We start from the raw sequence: 22,450 nt of genomic DNA, 5'->3' as shown, positions 1-22,450 counted from the left end.
CAGTCCGCCATTACCCCTGTTCGTGCTGAGCGAAGTCGAAGCACGTGCCGCAAGCGCTGCGTTCGTAACACGCACTTCGACTTCGCTCAGTGCGAACGGGTTTCAAGACCCGTGGGCGGCTATTTCCCGCCGCTGTCGGAGCTCCAGCCGTCGATCGCGACGCGCCACTTGCCGTCCTTGTCGTGATGGAAGACCGCGACGCCCTTGCCGGCATCGTAGCTGGCCGTGCCGGTCGATTTGTCGGTATCGAGCGACTTGTAGGTATAATGTTCGAACGCCCAGTCGCCGGCGACGGTGAAGCCGGTCGCGACCTTCTCCCACCGCGTCGTGTAGAGCTGGAAATAGGTGGTGGCCCAGGCGACGATCGCCTTCTTGCCCACCATCTGCGGCGCGCCGGGATATTGGAAGACCGCATCGTCGGTGACGGCATCCGAGAAGGCGGCGATGTCGTTGCTGTTGATCGCGGCGAGATAGGCGTCGTGCGTGGCGGCCTCGATCGATTGCGCATCCGCCGGCTGGGGCGCCGGCTTCGCGACCGTTTTCGCAGCGGCTTTCGGCCGGGCTTTCGGCGGAGCGGCGTCGACGGTGGCGGGCATCGCCAGTATCGCGAGGGCCATCAGGGCCGGATGAATCAGGGCGTATCGGACCATGTCGTTTCTCCCTTCATGCGCTTGGCGTGATATTTGGTGCGGATCGCGATGCCGGCAAGCATGTGCAGCGCGCCGAGCGCAACCAGCACGAGCGGAATGACGCTCGGGATGCCGGGAAAGCGCGTGCGCTGGAGCACCGCGACAATCAGCCCGGCAAAGGCGAGGCCGACGCCCATGACGCGGATCGGCCAGGCGACGGCGCGCAGCTCGCGCTGGTAGGCGGCGCGCTGGACGGGATCGGAAAGGTCGGGCGCGCTCATCGGGCTTTCCATTCGTCGGCGAGCAGGCCCCAGAGGTTGGTGTCACGCACGCCGATATGCGTCTCCCACTCGGCCCGCAGCACGCCTTCGAGGCGGAAGCCGAGCGATTCGAGCAGCCGGTTGGAGCCCACGTTGTCGGGGTCGGTATCGGCGAAGACGCGGCGATGGCCCTCCTCGCGGATCAGCAGATCGATGAGGCGCGTGACGGCCTCGCGCGCATAGCCCTTGCCCCAGGCGCTGCGCGCGAGGAGGTAGCCGATCTCGCTGACGCCGGGCCGCCGGGGGAGCGCAGCGAGCGTGCCGATCGCGGTGTCGTCGCCCGCCACGGTGATGACCCAGGATCGCCAGTCGGTCTTGTCCACGCGGCCCGCGACATAGGCGCGCGTTTCCTCCAGGCTGACATGCGGCGCGCTCGACCAATAGCGCATCAGCGCTTCGTCACGGTAGGCGACGTGAAGCGCATCGGCATCGTCGGCGCGCAGCGGCCGCATCACCAGCCGTTCGCTGGCGAACATCCCGCTCATCGGGGAGTCTTCATTGGGTCAGCGCTTCGACCAGCGCCTTGACCTTCTTCTGGCGCCATTGCGGCAGCGGGGCGACCAGCCAATAGCCCTTCGCAAAGGGCTTGGGATCGCCCACCACCACGATGCGGCCAGCGGCGATATCGGCCGAGGCGAGCAATTCGGGCACCGTCGCGCGGCCCAGCCCCTCGGCCGCCGCGTCGATCGCGAGCCCGGCGTCGCCGACGCGCACCAGCGAGACGGCATCGTCGTTGAGGCAGCCCGGCCAGGAAATGCGCGTATCCGCACCGCCGCCGGGGCGCTCGATCGTCACCATGCCGTCGGATTCGAGCGCCTCGCCCTCATGCTCGCCCGGCCCGTCGCCCCAGCGGATCGCGAGATCGAGATTGGCCTCGGTGAAATCGACCACTTCGTCGGCGGAGATCAGCGAGAAGCGCAGCTCGCCGTCGCCGCGCGCGATCTCGGCGAGGCGCGGCATCAGCCATTTCTCGGTGAGGTCGCGCGGCGCGGCGATGGTCAGCGACTTGCTCGTCTGCCCCGCCTGCATCGCGCGCACCGCTTCCTCGAACTGGAGGAAGCCGCCGCGCAGGGCCTCGAGCCCGGCCTCGCCCTCGGGCGTCAGCTCCAGCCCGCGCGTGGTACGGCGGAACAGCACGACGCCGAGCGTATCCTCCAGCGCGCGGATCTGCTGGCCGACGGCGGCGGGCGTGACGGCGAGCTCGTCGGCGGCGCGGGTGAACGACAGGTGCCGCGCGGCGGCATCGAGCACGCGCAGGCCGTTGAGGGGGAGGTGCGTGCGTTTCACTTCAAAGCCCCTCCCCTTCAGGGGAGGGGTAGGGGGTGGGGGATGCCTCGCAGAGCGCATCGCCTCGGACTTCCCCACCCCAACCCCTCCCCTGAAGGGGAGGGGCTAGTTTTGTTGCACCCGGCGTGCCCGAAAACGTCACGCCCCCACCGCCGGCGCCAGCAACGCGAACTTGGGGATATCCACGTCGAAACCCGCGCCGTCCGCGCCGACCATGTGATACGTGCCCTGCATCGCGCCGCTCGGCGTCGCGAGCGGGCAGCCCGAGACGTAATCGAAGCTGCCGCCCGGCGCGATCAGCGGTTGCTCGCCGATCACGCCCTCGCCCTCGACCGAGTGGCGGTTGCCGCGCCCGTCGGTGATGATCCAGTGGCGCGTCAGGAGCTGGACGCCCTGCGCGCCCTCGTTCTCGATGCGGACGTGATAGGCCCAGAACCAGCGGCCGCGGCCGGGCTCGGACTGTTCGGGCAGGTAGCTGACCGAGACGCGCACGATCACGCCCTTCGTCTCCGCGACATGCGGGAAGAGCATCTTCATCGCGGCGCTGCCGCTCGTCACAGTCCGACCTGCGCGAGTGCCTGGTCGAGATCCTCGATCACGTCCTGCGGGTCTTCCAGCCCGACGTTGAGGCGCAGGAGGTTCTCGGTGACGCCCATCTCGATCCGCTTGTCCTCGGCGACGCCGTAATGCGTGGTGGAGGACGGATGCGTCATCAGCGAGCGCGAATCGCCGATATTGTTCGAGATGTCGACCAGCGCCAGCGCATCGAGCAGACCGTGCGCCTGCTTGCGCCCGCCCTCGACCTCGAACGCGAAGATCGGGCCACAGGCATCCATCTGCGCCATCGCGAGATTGTGTTGCGGATGGCTGGCGAGGCCGGGGTGGAGAATCTTCGGCACGCGCTTTTCGAGGAATTGCCCGACCTTGAGGCTGTTCTCGCTCTGGCGGCGGATGCGCAGGTCGAGCGTCTCGAGCCCCTTGAGCACAACCCAGGCGTTGAACGCGCTGAGCGTCGGCCCGGTGTTGCGCGTGAAGGGCAGCAGCACGTCGTTGATGAAGGCGCTCGTGCCGCAGACCGCACCGGCGAGCACGCGGCCCTGCCCGTCCATCATCTTGGTCGCGCTATAGGCCGTCACGTCCGCGCCCCATTCCATCGGCCGCTGCAACGCGGGCGTGGCGAAGGCGTTGTCGACCACCGTCGTGATGCCGCGCTCCTTCGCGATCGCGCAGACGGCCTTCAGGTCCACCACGTCCATCGTCGGATTGGCGGGCGTCTCGAAGAAGAACACCTTGGTGTTGGGCCGCGTCGCGTCGATCCACGCTTGCGGATCGCGCGCGTCGACCACCGTCGTCTCGATGCCGAACTTCGGCAGCAAGGTATCGGTCAGCCAGCGGCACGATCCGAACGCGGCGCGGCCGCCGACGAGGTGGTCGCCCTGCTGCAACTGGCACAGCAGCACCGCCGTCATCGCCGCCATGCCCGTCGCCATCGACCGGCACGCCTCTGCCCCTTCGAGCAGCGCGATGCGGTTCTCGAGCATCTCGACCGTCGGGTTCTGCAGGCGCGAATAGGTCATGCCGGTCTGCTCGCCGGCGAAGCGCGCGGCGGCGTCGGCGGCGCAATCGTACGCATAGCCCGAGGTGAGGAAGATCGCCTCGGACGTCTCGCCGAACTCGCTGCGCGCGGTGCCGCCGCGCACGGCCTGCGTGGCGGGCCGCCATGCGCGGGTGATGGTCTGGTCCTGTCCGGTGCGGCGCTTCATCGCCATGCTTTGCGGCGGGAGCGGCGGGTGCGTCAATGGTCTAGGCGAATCCCGGCCCGGCTGTTCCCCGGCGAAGGCCGGGGTCCAGTTGGCGAGCTCGCGGTAATGGAGCGCAGCATCAGCCAATTGTCGTATCACAACTGGGCCCCGGCCTTCGCCGGGGAACAGGAGTTGAATCCAGCCCGCGAAGCGCGGATAGCGACGGCGTGGAGCACACCAAGTCCCGTCCGTGGCTGGCCGCCGCGATCCTCGCGATCCTGGCCGAAGCGCTGTTCTGCTTTCGCCTGACGATCCCCAGCAAGCTGATGTTCGACGAGGTGCATTACGTGCCCGCCGCCCGCGCGCTGCTGGCGCTGGGCGCGCCCGCCAATACCGAGCATCCGCTGGTCGGCAAGGAGATGATCGCGCTCGGCATGTCGCTGTTCGGCGACGACGCGCTCGGCTGGCGCGCGCTGTCGACGGTGGCGGGGACGGCGACGGTGCTGGGGGTGTTCGCCATCGCCATGCTGATGTTCGGGCGCGTGCGGACGGCGGCGATCGCCGGGCTGCTGACGCTACTGAACTTCACCGTCTACGTGCAGGCGCGGATCGCGATGCTCGATGGCTATATGGCGGCGTTCGTGGTGCTGGGGATCGCGAGCCTGCTGTGGTCGATGCGCGCGCGATCCGCCCCGGCGGCGTGGACGCGCTGGGTGCTGGGGGGCGTCCTGTTCGGGCTGGCGGTGGGGGCGAAATGGGCGGCGGTGCCGTTCCTCGTCTATGCCGGCGCGGGGTTCCTCGCGGTGCGCGCGATCGAGGCGCGGCGGCACGGCCGGTCGGTGTGGTGGGCGTTGAATGCGGGCGGCCATCGCCACTGGCCCGGCCTCGCGGCGGTGCCGGCGCTGATGGTGCTGGGGGCGGTCGCGGTCGCGGTCTATTTCCTCACCTTCGCACCGGCCTTCTTCTACCACATGCGGCCGATGACGCTGTCGCACCTCATCGCCTTCCAGGGCGAGATGTACGGCCAGCAGACGCAGGTGCTGCCCAAGCACCCGTATCAGTCGCAGTGGTGGAGCTGGCCGCTGATGATCCGGCCGATCTGGTATCTCTACGAAATGGCCGACGGCGCGACGCGCGGCGTGCTGATGCTCGGCAATCCGGCGGTGCTATGGGGCGGGCTGGTCGCGGTGGCGGCGTGCCTCTGGGCGGCGTGGCGCGACGGGTCGGCGAAGCTGGCGGCGGCGGCGGGGTTGTGGGCCGGGGCGTATCTGCCGTGGATCGTCATCCCCAAATCGCTGGGCTTCTTCTATTATTATTACCTGCCGAGCATCTTCCTGCCTGTCGCCATCGCCGCTGCGCTGGCGCGCTATTGCAAGGGCCGGTTCGAACATTGGGACGAGGCGTTCGTGATCATCGCGGCCGGGCTGTTCGTGATCTTCTTCCCGATCCTGTCGGCCGCACCGCTCCACGATCCGCAGGATTTCCGGCGCTGGATGTGGTTCCCGACCTGGCCGTGACCACTCTCGCGGGCTGTCCTACACGCCGCGATCGTGCGAGAAGGTCGGCGCTCTTTGAAATCGATCGGTGCAGTTTTGGAAACGATCGGCAGCGATTTTTTCGATTCAGGTGTCAATCTGTCAAGCGAACTATAACTCTGGCGCACCTCACGCCACCAGCAACCCCGCCAGCGCCGCCGACATCAGGTTCGCGAGGCTCCCCGCCGCGAGCGCGCGCAGGCCGAGCTTGGCGATCATCGGCTTCTGGTTGGGGGCGAGGCTGCCGGTCGAGGCCATCTGGATCGCGATCGAGCTGAAATTGGCGAAACCGCAGAGCGCGAAGGTGACGATCGCGATCGTGTGCTTGCTCAGCCCCTGCAGCTTGCCGAGTTCGATGAAGGCGACGAATTCGTTGAGCACGATCTTCTGCCCGAACAACTGCCCGGCGACCGTCGCCTCGTTCCACGGAATGTTGAGCAGGAACATCACCGGCGCGAAGACATAGCCGAGAATGCCCTGGAAGCTGAGCTGCGGATAGCCGAACCAGCCGCCGACGCCGCCGAGAATGCCGTTGGCGAGCGCGACCAGCGACACGAACGCCAGCACCATCGCCGCCACCGACACGGCGATCTTGACGCCGGTCTGCGCGCCGTTCGCCGCCGCCATGATGATGTTGGCGGCACGCTCCTCCTGCGGATGGCCTTCGGACAGCACCACGCCGTGATCCTCGTGCGCAAGGAAGCTCTTCGCATCCTCCAGCGGCAGCTCGCCGGCGGGGACGATATCGTCGGGCATGATGATCTTCGCCATCAGCAGCCCGCCGGGCGCCGACATGAACGACGCGGCGAGCAGATAGGGCAACGATCCCGGCCCGAGCAGCAGCGCGTACGCCGCGAGGATCGTCCCCGCCACGCCCGCCATGCCGACCGTCATCACCGCGAAGAGCTGCGCCGGGGTGAGCGCGGCCAGATACGGCCGGATCACCAGCGGCGCCTCCGACTGGCCAACGAAGATATTGGCGGCGGCGCACAGGCTCTCGACCTTCGACACGCCGATCAGCTTTTCGATCGCGCCGCCGATCCAGCGGATGATGAACTGCATGATGCCGACATGGTAGAGCACCGCGACCAGCGCGGCGAAGAAGATGATGACGGGCAGCGCGCCCATCGCGAACGAATTGCCGAACTTGGGATCGGTGGCGATCGCACCGAAGATCAGGTTGGTGCCCTCATGCGCATAGCCGAGCATGTTGGTGACGCCGCTCGACAGGCAGACGATGCCCTCATGGCCGGTGGAGCGGAAATAATCGGCCGAGGCGATGCCGTTGGGCAGGTAGAAATAATTGCAGCCGACGACCTGATGCCCGGCGGGCAGATACAGCGCGAGGATCGCGAACACGACCTGCAGCGCGAACGCCGCGCCGACCACGCGCGGCCGGATCGCCCGGCGATTGGTGGAAAGCGCGAACGCCAGCAGCAGGATGACCACGATGCCGGCGATGCCCAGGAAATTGCTCATGCGGATAAACGTGCGCCCTAACCAGCGGCCCCCTGCCGCGACGGGGCACCATACAGGGGACGCGATGTGGTGCCAGCCCCTTCCCCGCCCGCCGAGCCTCAAACCAAACCGTTCGCACTGAGCGAAGTCGAAGTGCGCGTTTCGGGCGTATCGCGTGCGGCACGTCCTTCGACTTCGCTCAGGACGAACGGGGTGGGTTTGCGCATAGGCGGTGGGTTTGACCCGCGCGCGAAACCCACTAGCGTGCCCGCGATGACTCAAGCCGCACCCGCGATCCCGCGCCAAATCCCAACGGCGCTCTTTCTCTTTTCCCTGTTCTACGGCGGCATGGTCGTCATCGCGGGGGTGCTGGGGGTGAAGCAAGTCGCGCTCGGGCCGCTCGCGGTCGAGGCGGGGATCTTCGCGTTCCTGCTGCTCGTCGCGCTGTCGAGCGCGGTCGCCGAGCTTTACGGGCAGAAGACCGCGACCGCCTTGGTCCGGGTGGGCTTCGTGCCGCTGATCGCCTCCGCGTTGCTGATCCAGCTCGTACTGGCGCTACCGACCGATCCGGGCATGTATCCGCCCGCCGTTGGTGCCTTCCCGATCGTCGTCGGGCAGGGCGCGCGGATGATGATCGCGGGGCTCATCAGCTACGGCACGTCGCAGACGCTCAACGTCTTCGTGTTCGACAAGCTGCGCCGCCCGGACGGCAAATTCCTGTGGCTGCGCGGGATGATCGCCAGCATCGTCTCGCAGATCGTCGATACGGTGCTTTTCATCACCATCTCCTTCTACGGCGAGCGCCCGATCCTCGCGCTGATGGGCGGGCAGATGCTGACCAAGGTGGTGCTGTCGATCGTGCTGGTGCCGATCCTGATCACGGGCTTCGTCGCGCTCGGGCGGCGGCTGGATCGGCCGAGCCATTAGCGTCGTCCCAGCGCAAGCTGGGATCTCTGTGAGGCGGGTGCTGCGCCCGCCAATGTGAAGACCCCAGCTTGCGCTGGGGTGACGATGAGGGAGAGCGCTTTCGAATCCCGCCCGCGCGCGCTATGGGCGCGCGCATGACCGACGATACCCCTCCCAACCTGCCCGAACTGCTCGCCAAGGCGGAGACGCTCGTCGAGGCGCTGCCCTATATGCAGCTCCACGCCGGCACGACCTTCGTGATCAAATACGGCGGCCACGCGATGGGCGACCCCGAGGCCGCGCGCGACTTCGCCGAGGATGTGGTGCTGATGAAGGCGGTCGGCATCAACCCGGTCGTGGTGCATGGCGGCGGCCCGCAGATCGGCGCGATGCTGAAGCGGCTCGGCGTCGAATCGACCTTCGTCGGCGGCCTGCGCGTGACGGATGCGGAGACGGCGCGGATCGCGGAAATGGTCCTGGCGGGGTCGATCAACAAGGAAATCGTCGGCTGGATCGACCAGGCCGGCGGCCGCGCGGTCGGCATCTCCGGGCGCGACGCCAATTTCGTGACGGCGGAGAAGGTGCAGCGCAGCGAGCCCGACAAATTGCAGGGCATCGAGCGTCACGTCGACCTCGGCTTCGTCGGCGAGCCGGTCGGCGTCGACCGGCGGATCATCGACACGCTCTCCGACGCGGGCGTGATCCCGGTGATCGCGCCGATCGCGCACGGCAAGGACGGCCAGACCTACAACATCAACGCCGACACGATGGCGGGCGCGATCGCCGCGGCACTCGGCGCGAAACGCTTCTTCCTGCTGACCGACGTGGCCGGCGTGCTCGACAAGGACAAGCAGCTCGTCACCGATCTCGACCCCGCCGGCATCGCCGCGCTGATGGCCGACGGCACGATCAGCGGCGGCATGATCCCCAAGGTCGAGACGTGCGTGATGGCGGTCGAGCGCGGCGTGGAAGCGGCGGTTATCCTCGACGGCCGCGTGCCGCATGCGATGCTGCTGGAAATCTTCACCAAGCGCGGCGCGGGCACGCTGGTCCACGCCTGAACCTACCCCGTTCGGGCTGAGCCTGTCGAAGCCCTGTCCTTCTTGGCCCGAAGAAAGAACAGCCCCCTTCGGCTGGCTGGCAAAGCCAGCCACTCAGGACAGGCTTCGACAAGCTCAGGGCGAACGGGATCAGGTTAGGCCTTGCGCCGCAAATACCGCTCCAGAAACGCGCCGATCCGGGCGCGCAGCGGATCGGTATCGTTCGCCGCGACGATCATGCCGTGGCTCGCGCCGGGCAGGAACGTCAGCTCGCCGTTCCTGTGGAGGGCGTCGAACAGCGCGCGCGTTTCGGCAGGCGGGGTGAAGACGTCCGCGCCGCCGCCCACCACCAGCACCGGCACGCGCACCTGCCGCGCCGCCGTCACCGGCGAGATCGCGGAGGGCCACACGCCGTAGCGCGGCAGCGCCTGCACGCTCAGCAGCGGCTCGATCACCGCCGCCATCCCCTTGCCGCCGACCGACGCGACGCGGTTGTAGATGGCGTGGCGGATGTCGGGATAGACGCCCTCCAGCACCAGCGCATCGACCGGCAGCGGCCCGCGCGGCCCCAGCAGGGCCGCCGCCCCGCCGAGCGAAATGCCGATCGCGGCGGTCGCGCTGCCCGGATGCCGCGCCTTCAGCCAGGCGAGCGCGGCATGCGCATCGGCCGATTCGGTGAGGCCGAAGCTCTTGATCGCGGGCGTCGAAGCGCCGTGGCCGCGAAAATCGATCGCCAGCACGCCGTAGCCCTGCGCGCTCAGCCACGTCGCGAGCGGGGTGAGGTTGTCGCGGTTGCCGCCGTTGCCGTGAAGCAACAGCACCGCCGGTGCCTTGGGCGGAGCGGGCCAGTAACTGGCGGCGAGCGTGATGCCGGGGTCGCTGGCGATGCGCACGACCTGCGCCGGCGCGGGCAGCGGCGGAACTGCCGCGTTGGTCGCCGCCGTCAGCCGCCCGCCGACCGACCAGATCCCCCAGCCGAACAGTGCCACCAGCACGAGCGGCGGCAGCCACCAGCGCATCCGCCATCGCCGCATCCTGCCCGCTCCCGTCCCGACTCGGTGTATCACCCGGCTAAAGCCCCTGTTCGAAAGCGCGCGGGCTGGCTAGGGTGAGCGCACCAAAAGTTCGGAAGGGTCGCCCAAGTTGATCACGCTTATCCAGATCCTGCAGGTGCTGGTCCACATCGTCTGGTGGATCCTCATCATCCAGTTCATCCTGTCGGTGCTGATCGCCTTCAACGTCGTCAACACGCACAATGATTTCGTGCGCTCGCTCGACAACGGGCTGACCCGCGTGACCGAGCCGCTCTACCGGCCGATCCGCCGCTTCATGCCCAATACCGGCGCGATCGATTTCTCGCCGCTGGTCGTCGTCGTGATCCTCATCATCCTCGATCTGGTGCTGGGCAACGTCGCCGCGAACCTGCGCTACGGCACGCCGCTGTAAGGATGAGCGCGACGATCATCGACGGCAAGGCGGCGGCGGCCGCCCTGCGTGAACGCATCCGGCTGCAGACGGAGGGTTTCGTCGCGCGCGCTGGGCGGAAGCCCGGCCTCGCGGTGGTGCTGGTCGGCGAGGATCCGGCGTCGTCGGTCTATGTCCGCTCCAAGGGCAAGGCGACGATCGCGGCGGGCATGGCGAGCTTCGAGCACAAGCTGCCGATCGACGTGTCGCAGGACGAACTGATCGCGCTGGTCGACAGCCTCAACGCGGATGAGGCGGTCGACGGTATCCTCGTGCAGCTGCCGCTGCCGAAGCATATCGACGAACAGGCGGTGACGACGCGGATCGACCCCGACAAGGACGTCGACGGCTTCCACCCGGTCAATGCCGGGCGGCTGGCGACGGGGCTCAACGGCTTCGTGCCATGCACGCCCTATGGCTGCATCATGCTGCTGAAGGAGCAACTCGGCGATCTCACCGGGCTCGACGCGGTGGTGATCGGGCGGTCGAACATCGTCGGCAAGCCGATGGCGCAATTGCTGCTCAAGGAAAGCTGCACCGTCACCGTCGCCCATTCGCGCACGCGCGATCTCGCGAGCGTCGTCCACCGCGCCGACATCGTCGTGGCGGCGGTCGGCGTGCCGCACATGGTGAAGGGCGAGTGGATCAAGCCCGGCGCGACCGTGATCGACGTCGGCATCAACCGCACCGAGGACGGCCTCGTCGGCGACGTCGATTTCGCGGGCGCGGCGAGCGTCGCGGGCGCGATCACGCCGGTGCCCGGCGGCGTCGGCCCGATGACGATCGCGGTGCTGCTGCGCAATACGCTGATCTCGGCGCACCGCCGCGCGGGCGTGGCCTACGACAAGGACGCGCTTTGATCGCGCGCGCGGCGCTCGTCGCGTTCCTTCTTCTCCCCGTTCGTGCTGAGCCTGTCGAAGCACGTGATTTGGCCGCAGCGCCAGAGACACGCCCTTCGACAGGCTCAGGACGAACGGATGGTAGGGGCATGAGCGCAGTCGACGCCGAACGCGCCTTCGCGGCGGACGCGCAGAAGATCGGGCAATGGTCGGCGTTCCGCAAGTGGGCGGCCGAGGACGCGACGATGTTCGCGCCGCAGCCGGTCAAGGCGCAGGCGTATCTGAAGGACAAGAAGGATCCCGCAAAGGCGCTCGAATGGTGGCCGACCGCGAGCTACGTCTCGTGCGACGGGTCGCTGGCGGTCAATACCGGCGGGTGGAAGGCGCCGGGCGGCGCGGTCGGCTATTTCTCGACCGTGTGGCAGCGGCAGAAGGATGGCGGCTGGAAGTGGATCGTCGATGGTGGGGACGATCTGAAGGTGGCGCGACGCCGCGCGCTCAAAGTGTCTCGGGCCAGCTGTGAGGGCAAAGCTGAGATCGACATGGGCGGCTTTGTTCTGAGAGGAGACGGGAGCGACGATTTCGGTCACGCGGAAGATCAGTCTCTGCTGTATCGCTGGACCGTCGAGAAAGATGGGAGCCGATCCTTCTTCGCCTCGGCCTGGACCGGCCGCCGCTGGCAGGTCGTGATCGATAACCGCATCGCCCCTCCCAAATGATCGAGCTCTATCTCTCCGCGCTCGCGACCTTCTTCGTCGTCATCGATCCGCCGGGGTGCGCGCCGATCTATGCAGGGCTGACGGCGGGCGCGTCGGCCGCGCAGCGGCGATCGATGGCGATCCGCGCGGTCGCGGTCGCGGCGATCATCCTGTTCGTCTTCGCCGCCGTCGGCGAGGCGATCCTGCGCGCGCTCGGCGTCAGCCTGTCGGCGTTCCGCATCGCGGGCGGGATCATGCTGTTCCTGATCGCGCTGGAAATGGTGTTCGAAAAGCGCACCGAGCGCCGCGAGGATCGCGCCGCCAAGGTCGCGCAGACGCCCGACGTGGTCGACGTCTCGATCTTCCCGATGGCGATGCCGATGATCGCCGGCCCCGGCTCGATCGCCTCGGTCATGCTGACGATGAGCCACAATCACGGCGTGCAGCGCGTCGCGGTCGTGCTGGCGGCGCTGGCGACGATCCTGGTGCTGACGCTGGCGGCGCTGCTGGCGGCCGGGCCGCTGATGCGCCTGCTCGGCGCGAAGATCGAGGCGGTGATCACGCGCATCCTCGGCGTGCTGCTGGCGGCGCTGGCGGTGCAGTTCGTGATCGACGGGGTGAAGATCGCTCTGGGGGTTTGACGCGCCGGCGGCAAAGCCGCCGTCGGCCGGGCTCGCTGAAGCGACCCGCCGTCCGACTAGGAGGCTGCGCTTCGCGCACCGGCCCGCAGCGTGCGGGCCTACCTCCTAGTTGATCCTAAACAGCCGCAGCGGCGACTTGTCGGGCAGCGGCAGTGGCTCCAGGAACGCCGGCACCTCGTTGTGCGCGAGCTGGTCGTAGAACCCGCCCTTGTTGCGCGAGCGGTAGACGGTGGATTCGGCCATGTTCGGGCACACCAGCAGCAACGTCGCCCCGTGACGCCTGGCGATGGCGCGGAAATTCTCGGGCGTGCCGCCGAAGCCGTGCTGCACGTCGAGGATCGCGGGGCCGTTGCGGTGATACGGCCCCGCGATCGCATCATGGTGCGTCAGCGTGATGAGGCGGGGCCCGAGATCGACGAAGGTGAACACCGTCTGCGCCGGATATCTGTCGAGCGGGCGCAGCGCATAATTGGCGGAGCAATTGCCGCTCGCCTTGTTGATCGTGTTCACCCTCGCGCTCGGCCGGTCGATCGGCAGATACTGGATCGCGTATCCGGCGAAGAGGCCCGAGACGATCAGGAAGGCGACAACGGTGCCGACCACGCGCACCAGCATGATCTTGCTGGCGAGCAGGCGCGGGAAGATGATCCATCCCAGCGCGACCGCACCGGGCACCGCGAGCAGTTGCGCGCCGGGCCCCGCGCGCATCTGCCACAGCAGCATCAGCGCGGCGAAGGTGGTGAACAGCAGCACCGCCACCCAGCCGATCATCCGCGGCGTGCGGCGCGCGCGCCATGTCGCGACGGCCGCACCGATCACGCCGATGATGGGGAGCGTCGCGATCGGAAAGGCGCTGCGCAGCGGGTGCTGGTAGATCGGCTTGGCCTCGCGCACGTTGTTGAGCCAGTTCTTCGCCAGTTCGGGCGAGACCTGTTCCGGCCGGCCGAGGCATTGCGGAAAGACCAGCGCGAAGCCCACGACGATCGCCGCCCCGGCCAGCACCGCGAGGATCAACCGCACGGCGCGCTTCTCCGGGCCGATGCGCGCGAGGATGAACAGCAGCGCCCCCGCCGCGATCATCACGCTCAGCCAGACGGGGGTGAGCGCGTCGCAGCGCAGCACCCGGTTCGCCTCGCTCGCGAAAGCGGCGAAGCCGAGCGTGCTGCCGCCCGCCAGCGTCAGCGCATAGGCGCTCATGCGCGGCGCCTCGGCGCGGTCCCATACCCAGCGCAGCGCGATGATCGCGCCCGCACCGGCGCAGAACGGCAGCATCTCCAGCCCGATCGTCAGCGACACCGCGCTGGCGAGGCCGACGGTGATGCCGCCGCGTGCGCCCTTCGGATCGGCGAGGCCCGCCACCGTCAGGCTCAGCATCGCGAGCTGCCAGCCGTGATGATCGATGCGCTCCGGCATGAACATCAGCATCGTCGCGGTGCAGCCGATGAGGAACACGATCGCGAGCGGCCACGCGACCGGGCTCACCAGCCGCCGCACCGTCGCGCCGAGGCCGAGGATAGCGATGCTCAAGGGGAGGAGCGGCGCGATCCAGCACGCCGCGCGCTCGGCCCAGACGGTGCCGACGAAGGGCTTGAGCAGCAGGATCAGCCCCGCGATCGGCAGGTCGACGAGGCGGCTCCAGTGGATGTCGAAGCCCAGCGGCGAGTTCATCCGGTGCTGGCGCAGATCGTACCAGCCCTGCCCGTTCAGCAGGCCGCGCACCTGCATCAGCCGCATGTTGTCGTCGGTGTCGGGCAGCGCGAGGAAGCGCATCTGCGGCCAGCGTTCGTAGAGATAATAGCCCGCGATCAGCACCCAGGCGAGCAGCGCGAGGCGGACCCAGTAGCGATCGAGCACCTTGCCGTCGAAATCGCCGCCGAAAGCGGCACCCGGGGCGTTAGCCATGCAAAACACTTTCCACGTCCATATCCGCGCTCTAGTGACGCCAACGCAAAGGGCAAGATGACGTGACGGCGATCCTCGAACGGGTGGAACATTGGCGGTCGAGCGGGATGCTCGGCCAGCTGATCCGCTTCGGCATCGCCGGAGGGCTTTCGACCGTCATCTATTCGGCGGTGTACCTGCCGCTGTCCTTCTACGTTTTTCCGCACGGCCGCGCGGTGCTGGCGGTGCCGTTCGCCTTCGCCGTCGCGGTAACGTGCGGCTTCTTCCTGCACAGCTACTGGAGTTTCCGGGGCCACGGCACGCGCGACCAGAGCGGGAAACAGCATCTCAAGTTCATCGCCGTGCAGGGCGTGGGGCTGGTGCTCAACGCCTTCTTCACCTGGCTTTTCACCGGGCCGCTGCACCAGCCCAACTGGGTGCCGCTGATTCCGATCGTGACGATCACGCCGGTCGCGACCTTCGCGCTCAACCGACAGTGGGTTTTTGGATAGAAAATGGACCGCATCGTCTACGACCGCATGGCGGAACATGATTCGAGCCACTGGTGGTATGTCGCCCGGCGCGACATCCTCGCCGACTATATCGGCCGCTACGCGGGCCTGCCGAAGGGCGCGCGCATCCTCGAGATCGGCTGCGGCACCGGGCACAATCTGCCGATGCTCGGCGCGTTCGGATCGGTCGAGGCGATCGAGATCGATCCCGCCGCGGCAGTGATCGCCAGCAAGCGGCTCGGCAAGCCGGTGCTCGATGCGCCGCTGCCCGAACTGCCGGGGGTGGAGCGTGGCGTCTACGACATGATCGCGGTGCTCGACGTGGTCGAGCATATCCAGGATGACGTCGCCGCGCTGAAGGCGATGGCCGATTGCCTGAAGCCGGGCGGCAAGATCCTGATCACCGTGCCCGCGCACCAGTGGATGTGGAGCGCGCACGACACCGTCAACCACCACCACCGCCGCTATTCGAAGGCGACGCTGCGCGCGGCGATCGGCAAGGCCGGGCTGAAGCACAATGGCCTGCGCTATTTCAACTCCCTGCTGTTCCCCCTGGCGGCCGCCTCACGCATCGCCGGCCGGATCATGGGCAAGGACGACAGCGACGATTCGCCGCCACCGGGCCCGGTCAACACGCTGTTCGGCGGCGTGTTCCGGCTGGAGCGTCACCTCATCGGGCGCATTCCGCTGACGCCGGGCGTGTCGATCATCACGCTGGCATCCAAGTAACCCGTTCGGGTTGAGCCTGTCGAAGCCCTGTCCTTCTCGGCACGAAGAAAGTGCAGCCCCCTTCGGCTGGCTGGCAAAGCCAGCCGCTCAGGACAGGCTTCGACACGCTCAGGGCGAACGGAGGACTATTCCCCAGGCACTTCCGCCTCGTCGTCGGCGAAGCGGTAGCCGAGGGTCGCGCGGCCCTTCACCGGCCCCGCCACATCCGCGACGAGATAGAGCGGGCGGCGCTTCGATTCGACGTAGAGCCGCCCGAGATACTCGCCGATCATGCCGAGCACGAACATCTGGAACGCGCCGAGCAGCACCACCACCAGCATCGTCGAGGTCCAGCCCGCCACCGCGCTGCCGGTGAAGAACCCGATCGCGATATAGAGGAACAGCAGCAGCGACGCCGCCGTCAGCCACAGGCCGAGATGGCTGGCGAGGCGCAGCGGCGTCGTGGAGAAGCCGGTGACGGCGTCCAGCGCGAGGCGGATCATCTTGCCGAGCGGATAATTGGTCTCGCCCGCGAAGCGCTCGGCGCGGTCGTAGACGAAGGGCACCTGGCGGAAGCCGACCCATGCGACCATGCCGCGGATGAAGCGCGCCTGTTCGGGCAGCGACAGGAAGGCGTCGAGCGCGCGCCGGCTCATCAACCGGAAATCGCCGGTGTCGAGCGGGATGGCGGTATCGGTCACGCGGTCGAGCAGGCGGTAGAAGGCGGCGGCGGTGGCCTTCTTGAACAGGCTCTCGCCCTCGCGCTTGCGCCGCACGGCGTAGACGACGTCGGCCTGCTGCTCGACCATCGCCCTGCGCATGTCGACGAGCAGCTCTGGCGGATCCTGGAGATCGGCGTCGATGATGAGGATCTGCGCGCCGCTGCACAGATCGAGCCCGGCGGTGAGCGCGAGCTGGTGGCCGTGGTTGCGCGACAGGTTGATCGCGACGAGATGCGGATCGGCGGCCGACAGCCGCTGCATCACGCCCCAGCTATCGTCCTTCGATCCGTCGTTGATGAAGACGAGCTCGAAATCCTCGCCCACCGAAGCGCGCGCGGCGGCGGAGACGCGGGCGTGGAGCTGATCGAGGCAGGCCGCTTCGTTATAACAGGGAACGACGATCGAGAGCGCGGGACGTTGCATGCGCGCGTGCATAGCGCCTCGCGTACGCGAGGTCGATAAGCCGCGATCCCGCACCGCGGTGACGGCTGATACCTAAACCCGCTCCACCCCATTGACCGCGTCCGCCGCGCGCAGGGCGGCGATCAGGCGCATCAGGTGCGTGGTGTCATGCACCTCGACGTCGAACGTGTTCGAATGGAAGCCGGTATCGCGGTTGTCGAGGCGCATGTTGACGATGTTGGCCTTCTGCGCGCCGATGATCGTCGCGATCGTGCCGAGCGCGCCGGGTTCGTTCTTCACCCCCACCGCGATGCGCGCGGTGCCGCCCTCGGTCTTGTCGCCCCAGGCGAGATCGACCCAATCGGCGTCGTCGCCCTGCGCCAGCACCGGGCAGTCTATGACATGCACCTCGATGCCCTGATCGGGGCGCCGCAGCCCGACGATGCGGTCGCCCGGCACGGGATGGCAACATTCGGCAAGATCATAGGCGACGCCCGGCGTCAGGCCGCGGATCGAGATCGCCTTGGTCTGCGGCGGCACCTGCTGCTGGCCGCCCGCCTCGACCGAGCCGGGCATCAGCGCCTCCATCACCTCGGCATCGGGGATGCGCCTGCGCGCCATCGCCTCGAGCAAGGCCGCCTCGTCGGGCAGTTTCAGCCGGGTGAGCGCGACGCGGAGCGCGTCCTTGCCGAGCGGGGCTGGCAGCCGCGCCACCACCTCCTCGTAGAGCTTGCGCCCGAGCGTCTGCGTTTCCTCGCGCTCCTTGTTGCGCAGATGGCGGCGGATCGCCGCGCGCGCCTTGCCGGTGATCGCGAAGTTCATCCAGTTGGGTTGCGGGCTCTGCGCCTTGGAACGCAGGATCTGCACCTGATCGCCGTTCTCGATGATCGTGCGCAGCGGCACCACGCGGCCGTTGACCTTCGCGCCCACCGCCTGATCGCCGAGATCGGTGTGGACGGCGTAGGCGAAGTCGATCGGCGTCGCGCCCTTGGGGAGCTGGTGCAGTTCGCCCTTGGGGGTGAAGGCGAAGATGCGATCCTGATACATCGCCATGCGGGTGTGTTCGAGCAGCTCCTCCGGGCTTTCGGCCGTGTCGAGGATCTCGATCAGGTCGCGGATCCAGCTGACCTGCGTTTCGGGCCGCACCTTGTCCTGCTTGTAGGCCCAGTGCGCGGCGAGCCCGAGTTCGGCCTCCTGATGCATGTCGGGCGTGCGGATCTGGATCTCGATGCGGCGGTTCTCGGCGTGAATGATCGAAGTGTGGAGCGAACGATAGCCGTTGCGCTTGGGCGTCGAGATGTAATCCTTGAAGCGCCCCGGCACCATCGGCCACCGCCTGTGGATGACGCCGAGTGCGGCGTAGCAATCCTCCTCCGTCGGCACGATCGCGCGGAAGGCCATGATGTCCGAGAGCTGCTCGAAACTGATGTGGCGCTCGTTGGTCTTCTTCCAGATCGAATAGGGGTGCTTCTCGCGCCCGTTGATCTCGGCCTCGATGCCGTGGCGCGAGAGGAGGAGCTTGAGGCCGGAACCGATCTTGGCGATGCGGTCCCCGCCGCCCTCCTTGAGCTGCTCCAGCCGCTTCGAGATCGATTCATACGCCTCGGGTTCGAGCTGCTGGAAGGCGAGCGTCTGCATCTCCTTCATGAACTCGTACATGCCGATCCGCTCGGCGAGCGGCGCGTAGATGTCCATCGTCTCCTTGGCGATGCGGCGGCGCTTTTCCTCGCTCTTGATGAAGTGCAGCGTGCGCATGTTGTGCAGCCGGTCGGCGAGCTTCACCAGCAGCACGCGGATATCGTCCGACATCGCCAGCAGGAACTTGCGCAGATTCTCCGCCGCGCGCTCGCTCTCGGTCTGCGCCTCGATCTTGGAGAGCTTCGTCACGCCGTCGACGAGGCGCGCGACGGCGGGGCCGAAGATCTTCTCGATCTGCTCGGGCGTGGCGACCGTGTCCTCGACCGTGTCGTGCAGGATGGCGGTCGCGATCGTCTCGTCGTCGAGGTGGAGATCGGTGAGGATGCCCGCCACCTCGATCGGGTGGCTGAAATAGGGATCGCCCGACGCGCGCTTCTGCGTGCCGTGCGCCTGTACCGAGAACACATAGGCGCGGTTGAGCAACGCCTCGTCGGCGTCGGGATCGTAGCTCAACACCCGATCGACCAGTTCGTATTGGCGCAGCACGCCATCAAGATGGGGGGGCGTGCCGCCGCTTGGCAACAGTTTGTTGCTCTGCGAGGATGTTAAGCCGCAGGTGTTGCGGTTGGGAGACGGCGATGACGACGCAAAGCTGCCTGATCACGGGGGCGTCGGCGGGGCTCGGCGCGCTGTTCGCGGAGGAAATCGCCAAGAGCGGCCAGGACGTGATCCTCGTCGCGCGGCGCATGGACCGGCTGCAGGATCTGGCCGCACGGCTGAGCGCGGCGCATAATGTGACGGCGACACCGATCGTCAGCAACCTCGCTGCGCCGGGCGCCTGCACCACGCTGATCGCGGAGATCGCGCGGCGTGGGCTGAGCGTCGATACGCTGATCAACAACGCCGGCTTCGGCGCGCGCGGGGCATTCGCCGACAGCGAGGTGGCGACGCAGGCAGGGATGATCGACCTCAATTGCCGCGCCTTGGTCGAGCTCACGCACGCCGTGCTGCCCGGCATGGTCAAGCTGCGCCACGGCGCCATCCTCAATGTGGCCTCGACCGCGGGTTTCCAGCCGGGGCCGGGCATGGCGGTCTATTACGCGACCAAGGCATTCGTGCTGAGCTTTTCAGAGGCGCTGCACGAGGAATTGCGCGGCTCGGGCATCGCCGTGTCGGCGCTGTGCCCGGGCCCGACGCGCACCGAGTTCGCCGAAGTGGCGGGCATGGGCGGCAGCGAAACCTTCGATCGGCTCGCCGCCGATCCGGCAAAGGTGGTGCGCGACGGCCTCGCCGCGCTGAAGCGCAACCGCGCGATCAAGGTATCGGGCGTGATGAACGCGGTGATGGCCGGCACGGTCGGCTTCGCCCCGCGCGGGCTGGTGCGGCGGATATCGGCGCGGGTGCAGAAGTCGCTGGCGGGGTAAGCGTCGCCCCGGCGCAGGCCGGGGCTGTCCCGTTGTCTGGCTGATCGCGTACCCCGAACGCAGCGGCCCCGGCTTGCGCCGGGGCGACGGCTATTCCGGCAACGCCGCTTCCGCCGCCGCTTCGCTCTTAGCATGCGCCGCCCAGAAATCGGGAAGCTGCCCACCCGCGAGCACCGCCGCCAGCGCGTCGAGATGCGAGATCCAGCCCGCCGCCGTACCCGTCCGGTCGCCGCGCGTGAGCAGCCCCGAATGGATGATGACGAGGCGCGTCTTGCCCTCCTCGGGCGTCAGCTCGAAGCGCGCCTCGCCGCTGCCCGTCCCGCCCTCGAACGCCAGCAGGCGCGGCGGATCGAAGGCGGTGACGGTGCCGTGCGAGACGAAGCCTTTGCTGGCGGCATATTTCTCGGGATAGGCGACCGGGTTGGCCGAGAGATTGTCGTGATCGAAGGTGAAGGTCAGCGCACCGCCGACGCGCGGCTCCAGCGGCCCGGCGGCGAACCAGCGGCCACGCTTCTCGTCCTCGACCAGATAAGCCCACACCGTCTCGGGCGGCGCGTCGATCAGGCGTTCGACACGGATCGTGTCGGGGGCGGTTTGCGTCAGGGTCATGGCGTGTCCTCCGCGATGATCGCCTCGAGCCGGTCGAGGCTGGTGGTCCAGAAGGCGCTCCATTGCCGCAGCCAGTCGTCGGCTTCGCGCAAGGGTGCCGCGCGCAGGCGGCAGAGCTGTTGCCGCCCGGCCTTGCGGCGTTCGATCAGCCCGGCGCGTTCGAGCACGCCGACATGCTTGGCCGCGCCCGCGAAGCTCATCGCGTGCGGCGCGGCGAGATCGCCGATGCTGCGCTCGCCCGATTGGAGTGCGGCAAGCATCGCGCGCCGCGTCGGATCGGCCAGCGCAGCGAAGGTGGCATCGAGTCGTTCAACCATATGGTTGAGATATCGAGCATCGCCCGATCAGTCAACCGATCGGTTTAACGAATCCGCCGGAACACGCTGGCCGCGCGAGACGTTGTCACGCTTCAGAAACAAAGAGGATCCTGAAGATGCTGTACACAATCGCGGTCGTGCTCGTCGTACTGTGGCTGCTCGGCTTCGCCGTGCATATCGGCGGCGGGCTCATTCACCTCTTGCTGGTGATTGCCGTCGTGGTGGTGGTGTTCCAGCTCATCACGGGTCGTCGCTCGGTATAGAACTTCCCGTTCGTGCTGAGCCTGTCGAAGCACGTGAACCAGGCGCAACGCTTGTGACACGCCCTTCGACAAGCTCAGGACGAACGGAGAGAGCGGTCAGGTCTATTCCGCAAATAGAAGAACGGGCGTCTCGAGATACTTCTTGAGCAACTGCACGAAGCTCGCCGCGTCCCAGCCGTCTACGACGCGGTGGTCGCAGCTGATCGACAGGTTCATCAGCTTCGCACGCACGATCTCGTCGCCCTGAAACACCGGCCGCTCGACGATCTTGTTGGGCCCGATGATCGCGACCTCGGGCCGGTTGATGACCGGCGTCGTCGCGATCCCGCCGAGCGGGCCCAACGACGTGACGGTCAGCGTCGATCCCGACAATTCCTCCGATTTCGCCTTGCCGGTGCGCGCGGCGTCGGCGAGGCGCGCGATCTCGCTCGCGAGCTGCCAGACGTTCCTGTCCTGCGCGTCGCGGATCACCGGCACCATCAGCCCGGCATCGGTCTGCGTCGCCATGCCGAGATGCACGCTGCCGTGGCGCGTCACCACGCCCGCCTCGTCGTCGTAGCGCGCGTTGATCATCGGGAAATCGGGCACCGCCTTGCAGACGGCGGCGATGAACAGCGGCAGGAAGGTGAGCTTGGGCCGGTCGCCGCGATTGGCGTTGAGATCGGCGCGGACATCCTCCAGCGCGGTCACGTCGATCTCATCGACATAGGTGAAGTGCGGGATCGCCCGCTTCGATGCGGCCATGTTCTCGGCGATGCGGCGGCGCATGCCGATGACCTTGATCGGCTCGTCGGCGCGCGCGCGACTGGCGTGCGGGGCGTGATAGCCCTGGCCGGAACCATAGCGCAGATATGCGTCGAGATCGGCATGACGGACGCGATCGCCCTCGGCGGGCTTCACCTGCGCAAGATCGATACCGAGATCGCGCGCCCGCTCCCGCACGGCGGGGGAGGCGAGGACTTTCTGCTCCCTCTCCCCGCTTGCGGGGAGAGGGCCGGGGAGAGGGGCAGTCGCGGGCGCTGCGCTCTGAGGCTGCCCCTCTCCTAAATCCTCTCCCCGCAAGCGGGGAGAGGACTTTTCCGCCTCGGCCTTCGCCGGCTCCGCTTCCTCGACCCCCGGCGTCTCCGCCGCGACCTGTTCCTCGATCACCTCCGGCGCCGCCGCCGTATCGGCATCGGTCTCGACCACGATCAGCGCCGCGCCGATCGACACCTGATCGCCGACCTCGCCCGCCAGTTCGACCACCACGCCCGACACCGGCGATTCCATCTCGACGGTCGCCTTGTCGGTCATCATGTCGGCGACCTGCTGGTCCTCCTCCACGCGGTCACCCACGCGCACGTGCCAAGCGACGATCTCGGCCTCGGAAATGCCTTCGCCGATATCCGGCAGCTTGAAGGTGAAGCGCGCCATCG

At 67.8% G+C, this 22,450-nt stretch carries 25 protein-coding genes; 11 read left to right on the top strand and 14 right to left on the bottom strand.

All coding sequences use genetic code 11. The annotated features are described in order from the left end of the window. Nucleotides 1–119: 119 nt before the first annotated feature. From Q5H94_RS04735 to Q5H94_RS04710, 6 genes are all read right to left on the bottom strand, one after another. On the bottom strand, nucleotides 120–650 hold the full coding sequence (locus Q5H94_RS04735; protein WP_304560063.1) for a YybH family protein: 531 nt from the start codon (nucleotides 648–650) through the stop codon (nucleotides 120–122). After that, nucleotides 632–910, bottom strand: coding sequence for a hypothetical protein (locus tag Q5H94_RS04730; protein WP_304560062.1), 279 nt, complete (start codon nucleotides 908–910; stop codon nucleotides 632–634). The genes Q5H94_RS04735 and Q5H94_RS04730 overlap by 19 nt, the downstream gene beginning before the upstream one ends. Continuing rightward, the gene (locus Q5H94_RS04725) at nucleotides 907–1,434 is read right to left on the bottom strand and encodes a GNAT family N-acetyltransferase (protein ID WP_304560061.1); all 528 of its coding nucleotides are present in this window, start codon (nucleotides 1,432–1,434) and stop codon (nucleotides 907–909) included. The genes Q5H94_RS04730 and Q5H94_RS04725 overlap by 4 nt, the downstream gene beginning before the upstream one ends. Nucleotides 1,435–1,444: 10 nt before the next feature. After that, entirely contained in the window at nucleotides 1,445–2,236 is a 792-nt protein-coding gene (locus tag Q5H94_RS04720; protein WP_304560060.1) for a LysR family transcriptional regulator, read from the bottom strand. Nucleotides 2,237–2,374: 138 nt separating this feature from the next. After that, nucleotides 2,375–2,773, bottom strand: coding sequence for a Co2+/Mg2+ efflux protein ApaG (apaG, locus tag Q5H94_RS04715; protein ID WP_304560059.1), 399 nt, complete (start codon nucleotides 2,771–2,773; stop codon nucleotides 2,375–2,377). 17 nt (nucleotides 2,774–2,790) lie between these two features. Further along, nucleotides 2,791–3,999 (bottom strand): trans-sulfuration enzyme family protein, encoded by a 1,209-nt coding sequence (locus tag Q5H94_RS04710; RefSeq protein ID WP_304560172.1) that lies wholly within the window; start codon nucleotides 3,997–3,999, stop codon nucleotides 2,791–2,793. A 206-nt stretch (nucleotides 4,000–4,205) separates the two neighbouring features. Between Q5H94_RS04710 and Q5H94_RS04705 the strand changes: the two genes are divergently transcribed. Continuing rightward, complete coding sequence (locus Q5H94_RS04705) at nucleotides 4,206–5,495, top strand: phospholipid carrier-dependent glycosyltransferase (RefSeq protein ID WP_304560058.1); 1,290 nt, start codon at nucleotides 4,206–4,208, stop codon at nucleotides 5,493–5,495. Between the two features lie 147 nt (nucleotides 5,496–5,642). Here Q5H94_RS04705 and Q5H94_RS04700 read toward each other — a convergent pair whose 3' ends face one another. Continuing rightward, nucleotides 5,643–6,992 (bottom strand): NupC/NupG family nucleoside CNT transporter, encoded by a 1,350-nt coding sequence (locus tag Q5H94_RS04700; protein ID WP_304560057.1) that lies wholly within the window; start codon nucleotides 6,990–6,992, stop codon nucleotides 5,643–5,645. A gap of 252 nt (nucleotides 6,993–7,244) precedes the next feature. On the opposite strand from Q5H94_RS04700, the gene Q5H94_RS04695 reads away from it, so the two are divergent. Together Q5H94_RS04695 and argB are read left to right on the top strand one after the other, a co-directional pair. Then, the gene (locus tag Q5H94_RS04695) at nucleotides 7,245–7,898 is read left to right on the top strand and encodes a queuosine precursor transporter (protein ID WP_304560056.1); all 654 of its coding nucleotides are present in this window, start codon (nucleotides 7,245–7,247) and stop codon (nucleotides 7,896–7,898) included. Between the two features lie 134 nt (nucleotides 7,899–8,032). Beyond that, nucleotides 8,033–8,938: an acetylglutamate kinase gene (argB, locus tag Q5H94_RS04690; protein WP_304560055.1), complete on the top strand. Its 906-nt coding sequence runs from the start codon at nucleotides 8,033–8,035 to the stop codon at nucleotides 8,936–8,938. Nucleotides 8,939–9,072: 134 nt separating this feature from the next. On the opposite strand, the gene Q5H94_RS04685 is transcribed toward argB, so the two are convergent. Next, a complete protein-coding gene (locus tag Q5H94_RS04685) occupies nucleotides 9,073–9,951 on the bottom strand; it encodes an alpha/beta hydrolase (RefSeq protein ID WP_304560054.1) in 879 nt (292 codons plus the stop codon). 109 nt (nucleotides 9,952–10,060) lie between these two features. On the opposite strand from Q5H94_RS04685, the gene Q5H94_RS04680 reads away from it, so the two are divergent. The 4 genes from Q5H94_RS04680 to Q5H94_RS04665 all read left to right on the top strand — a co-directional run bounded on the left by Q5H94_RS04680 (nucleotide 10,061) and on the right by Q5H94_RS04665 (nucleotide 12,559). Further along, entirely contained in the window at nucleotides 10,061–10,363 is a 303-nt protein-coding gene (locus Q5H94_RS04680) for a YggT family protein (protein WP_304560053.1), read from the top strand. A 2-nt stretch (nucleotides 10,364–10,365) separates the two neighbouring features. Next, nucleotides 10,366–11,241, top strand: coding sequence for a bifunctional methylenetetrahydrofolate dehydrogenase/methenyltetrahydrofolate cyclohydrolase FolD (folD, locus tag Q5H94_RS04675; protein ID WP_304560052.1), 876 nt, complete (start codon nucleotides 10,366–10,368; stop codon nucleotides 11,239–11,241). A gap of 128 nt (nucleotides 11,242–11,369) precedes the next feature. Continuing rightward, nucleotides 11,370–11,939, top strand: a complete 570-nt coding sequence (locus Q5H94_RS04670) for a hypothetical protein (RefSeq protein ID WP_304560051.1) — start codon at nucleotides 11,370–11,372, stop codon at nucleotides 11,937–11,939. Next, nucleotides 11,936–12,559 carry a MarC family protein gene (locus tag Q5H94_RS04665; RefSeq protein WP_304560050.1) on the top strand — a complete coding sequence of 208 codons (624 nt, stop codon included), beginning with the start codon at nucleotides 11,936–11,938 and terminating at the stop codon, nucleotides 12,557–12,559. The genes Q5H94_RS04670 and Q5H94_RS04665 overlap by 4 nt, the downstream gene beginning before the upstream one ends. Before the next feature lie 105 nt (nucleotides 12,560–12,664). Here the strand turns inward: Q5H94_RS04665 and Q5H94_RS04660 are convergent, their stop codons facing one another. Further along, the gene (locus Q5H94_RS04660; protein WP_304560049.1) at nucleotides 12,665–14,461 is read right to left on the bottom strand and encodes an AcrB/AcrD/AcrF family protein; all 1,797 of its coding nucleotides are present in this window, start codon (nucleotides 14,459–14,461) and stop codon (nucleotides 12,665–12,667) included. A 107-nt stretch (nucleotides 14,462–14,568) separates the two neighbouring features. On the opposite strand from Q5H94_RS04660, the gene Q5H94_RS04655 reads away from it, so the two are divergent. Then, complete coding sequence (locus Q5H94_RS04655) at nucleotides 14,569–14,952, top strand: GtrA family protein (protein WP_304560171.1); 384 nt, start codon at nucleotides 14,569–14,571, stop codon at nucleotides 14,950–14,952. Nucleotides 14,953–14,955: 3 nt separating this feature from the next. Continuing rightward, nucleotides 14,956–15,681, top strand: coding sequence for a class I SAM-dependent methyltransferase (locus Q5H94_RS04650; RefSeq protein ID WP_304560048.1), 726 nt, complete (start codon nucleotides 14,956–14,958; stop codon nucleotides 15,679–15,681). 125 nt (nucleotides 15,682–15,806) lie between these two features. On the opposite strand, the gene Q5H94_RS04645 is transcribed toward Q5H94_RS04650, so the two are convergent. After that, nucleotides 15,807–16,805 (bottom strand): glycosyltransferase family 2 protein, encoded by a 999-nt coding sequence (locus Q5H94_RS04645; RefSeq protein ID WP_304560047.1) that lies wholly within the window; start codon nucleotides 16,803–16,805, stop codon nucleotides 15,807–15,809. Nucleotides 16,806–16,877: 72 nt separating this feature from the next. Continuing rightward, nucleotides 16,878–18,968: a RelA/SpoT family protein gene (locus Q5H94_RS04640; RefSeq protein ID WP_304560046.1), complete on the bottom strand. Its 2,091-nt coding sequence runs from the start codon at nucleotides 18,966–18,968 to the stop codon at nucleotides 16,878–16,880. A gap of 92 nt (nucleotides 18,969–19,060) precedes the next feature. Here Q5H94_RS04640 and Q5H94_RS04635 point away from each other — a divergent pair, with 92 nt between their 5' ends. Then, nucleotides 19,061–19,846, top strand: a complete 786-nt coding sequence (locus Q5H94_RS04635; protein ID WP_304560045.1) for an SDR family NAD(P)-dependent oxidoreductase — start codon at nucleotides 19,061–19,063, stop codon at nucleotides 19,844–19,846. 90 nt (nucleotides 19,847–19,936) lie between these two features. On the opposite strand, the gene Q5H94_RS04630 is transcribed toward Q5H94_RS04635, so the two are convergent. Together Q5H94_RS04630 and Q5H94_RS04625 are read right to left on the bottom strand one after the other, a co-directional pair. Further along, entirely contained in the window at nucleotides 19,937–20,455 is a 519-nt protein-coding gene (locus Q5H94_RS04630) for an SRPBCC family protein (protein WP_304560044.1), read from the bottom strand. Beyond that, nucleotides 20,452–20,772 (bottom strand): ArsR/SmtB family transcription factor, encoded by a 321-nt coding sequence (locus Q5H94_RS04625; protein ID WP_304560043.1) that lies wholly within the window; start codon nucleotides 20,770–20,772, stop codon nucleotides 20,452–20,454. Before Q5H94_RS04625 ends, Q5H94_RS04630 begins: the two co-directional genes overlap by 4 nt. Nucleotides 20,773–20,888: 116 nt before the next feature. On the opposite strand from Q5H94_RS04625, the gene Q5H94_RS04620 reads away from it, so the two are divergent. Beyond that, the gene (locus tag Q5H94_RS04620) at nucleotides 20,889–21,035 is read left to right on the top strand and encodes a lmo0937 family membrane protein (RefSeq protein WP_304560042.1); all 147 of its coding nucleotides are present in this window, start codon (nucleotides 20,889–20,891) and stop codon (nucleotides 21,033–21,035) included. 102 nt (nucleotides 21,036–21,137) lie between these two features. On the opposite strand, the gene Q5H94_RS04615 is transcribed toward Q5H94_RS04620, so the two are convergent. After that, nucleotides 21,138–22,448: a dihydrolipoamide acetyltransferase family protein gene (locus Q5H94_RS04615; protein WP_304560041.1), complete on the bottom strand. Its 1,311-nt coding sequence runs from the start codon at nucleotides 22,446–22,448 to the stop codon at nucleotides 21,138–21,140. Nucleotides 22,449–22,450: the final 2 nt, after the last annotated feature.

The sequence above is a fragment of the Sphingomonas immobilis genome (assembly GCF_030580995.1).
In the GTDB taxonomy this organism is placed as follows: Bacteria; Pseudomonadota; Alphaproteobacteria; order Sphingomonadales; family Sphingomonadaceae; genus Sphingomonas; species Sphingomonas immobilis.
The sequence above is the reverse complement of the archived record's forward strand: the minus strand, read 5'-3'. Positions and strand labels throughout refer to the sequence as shown.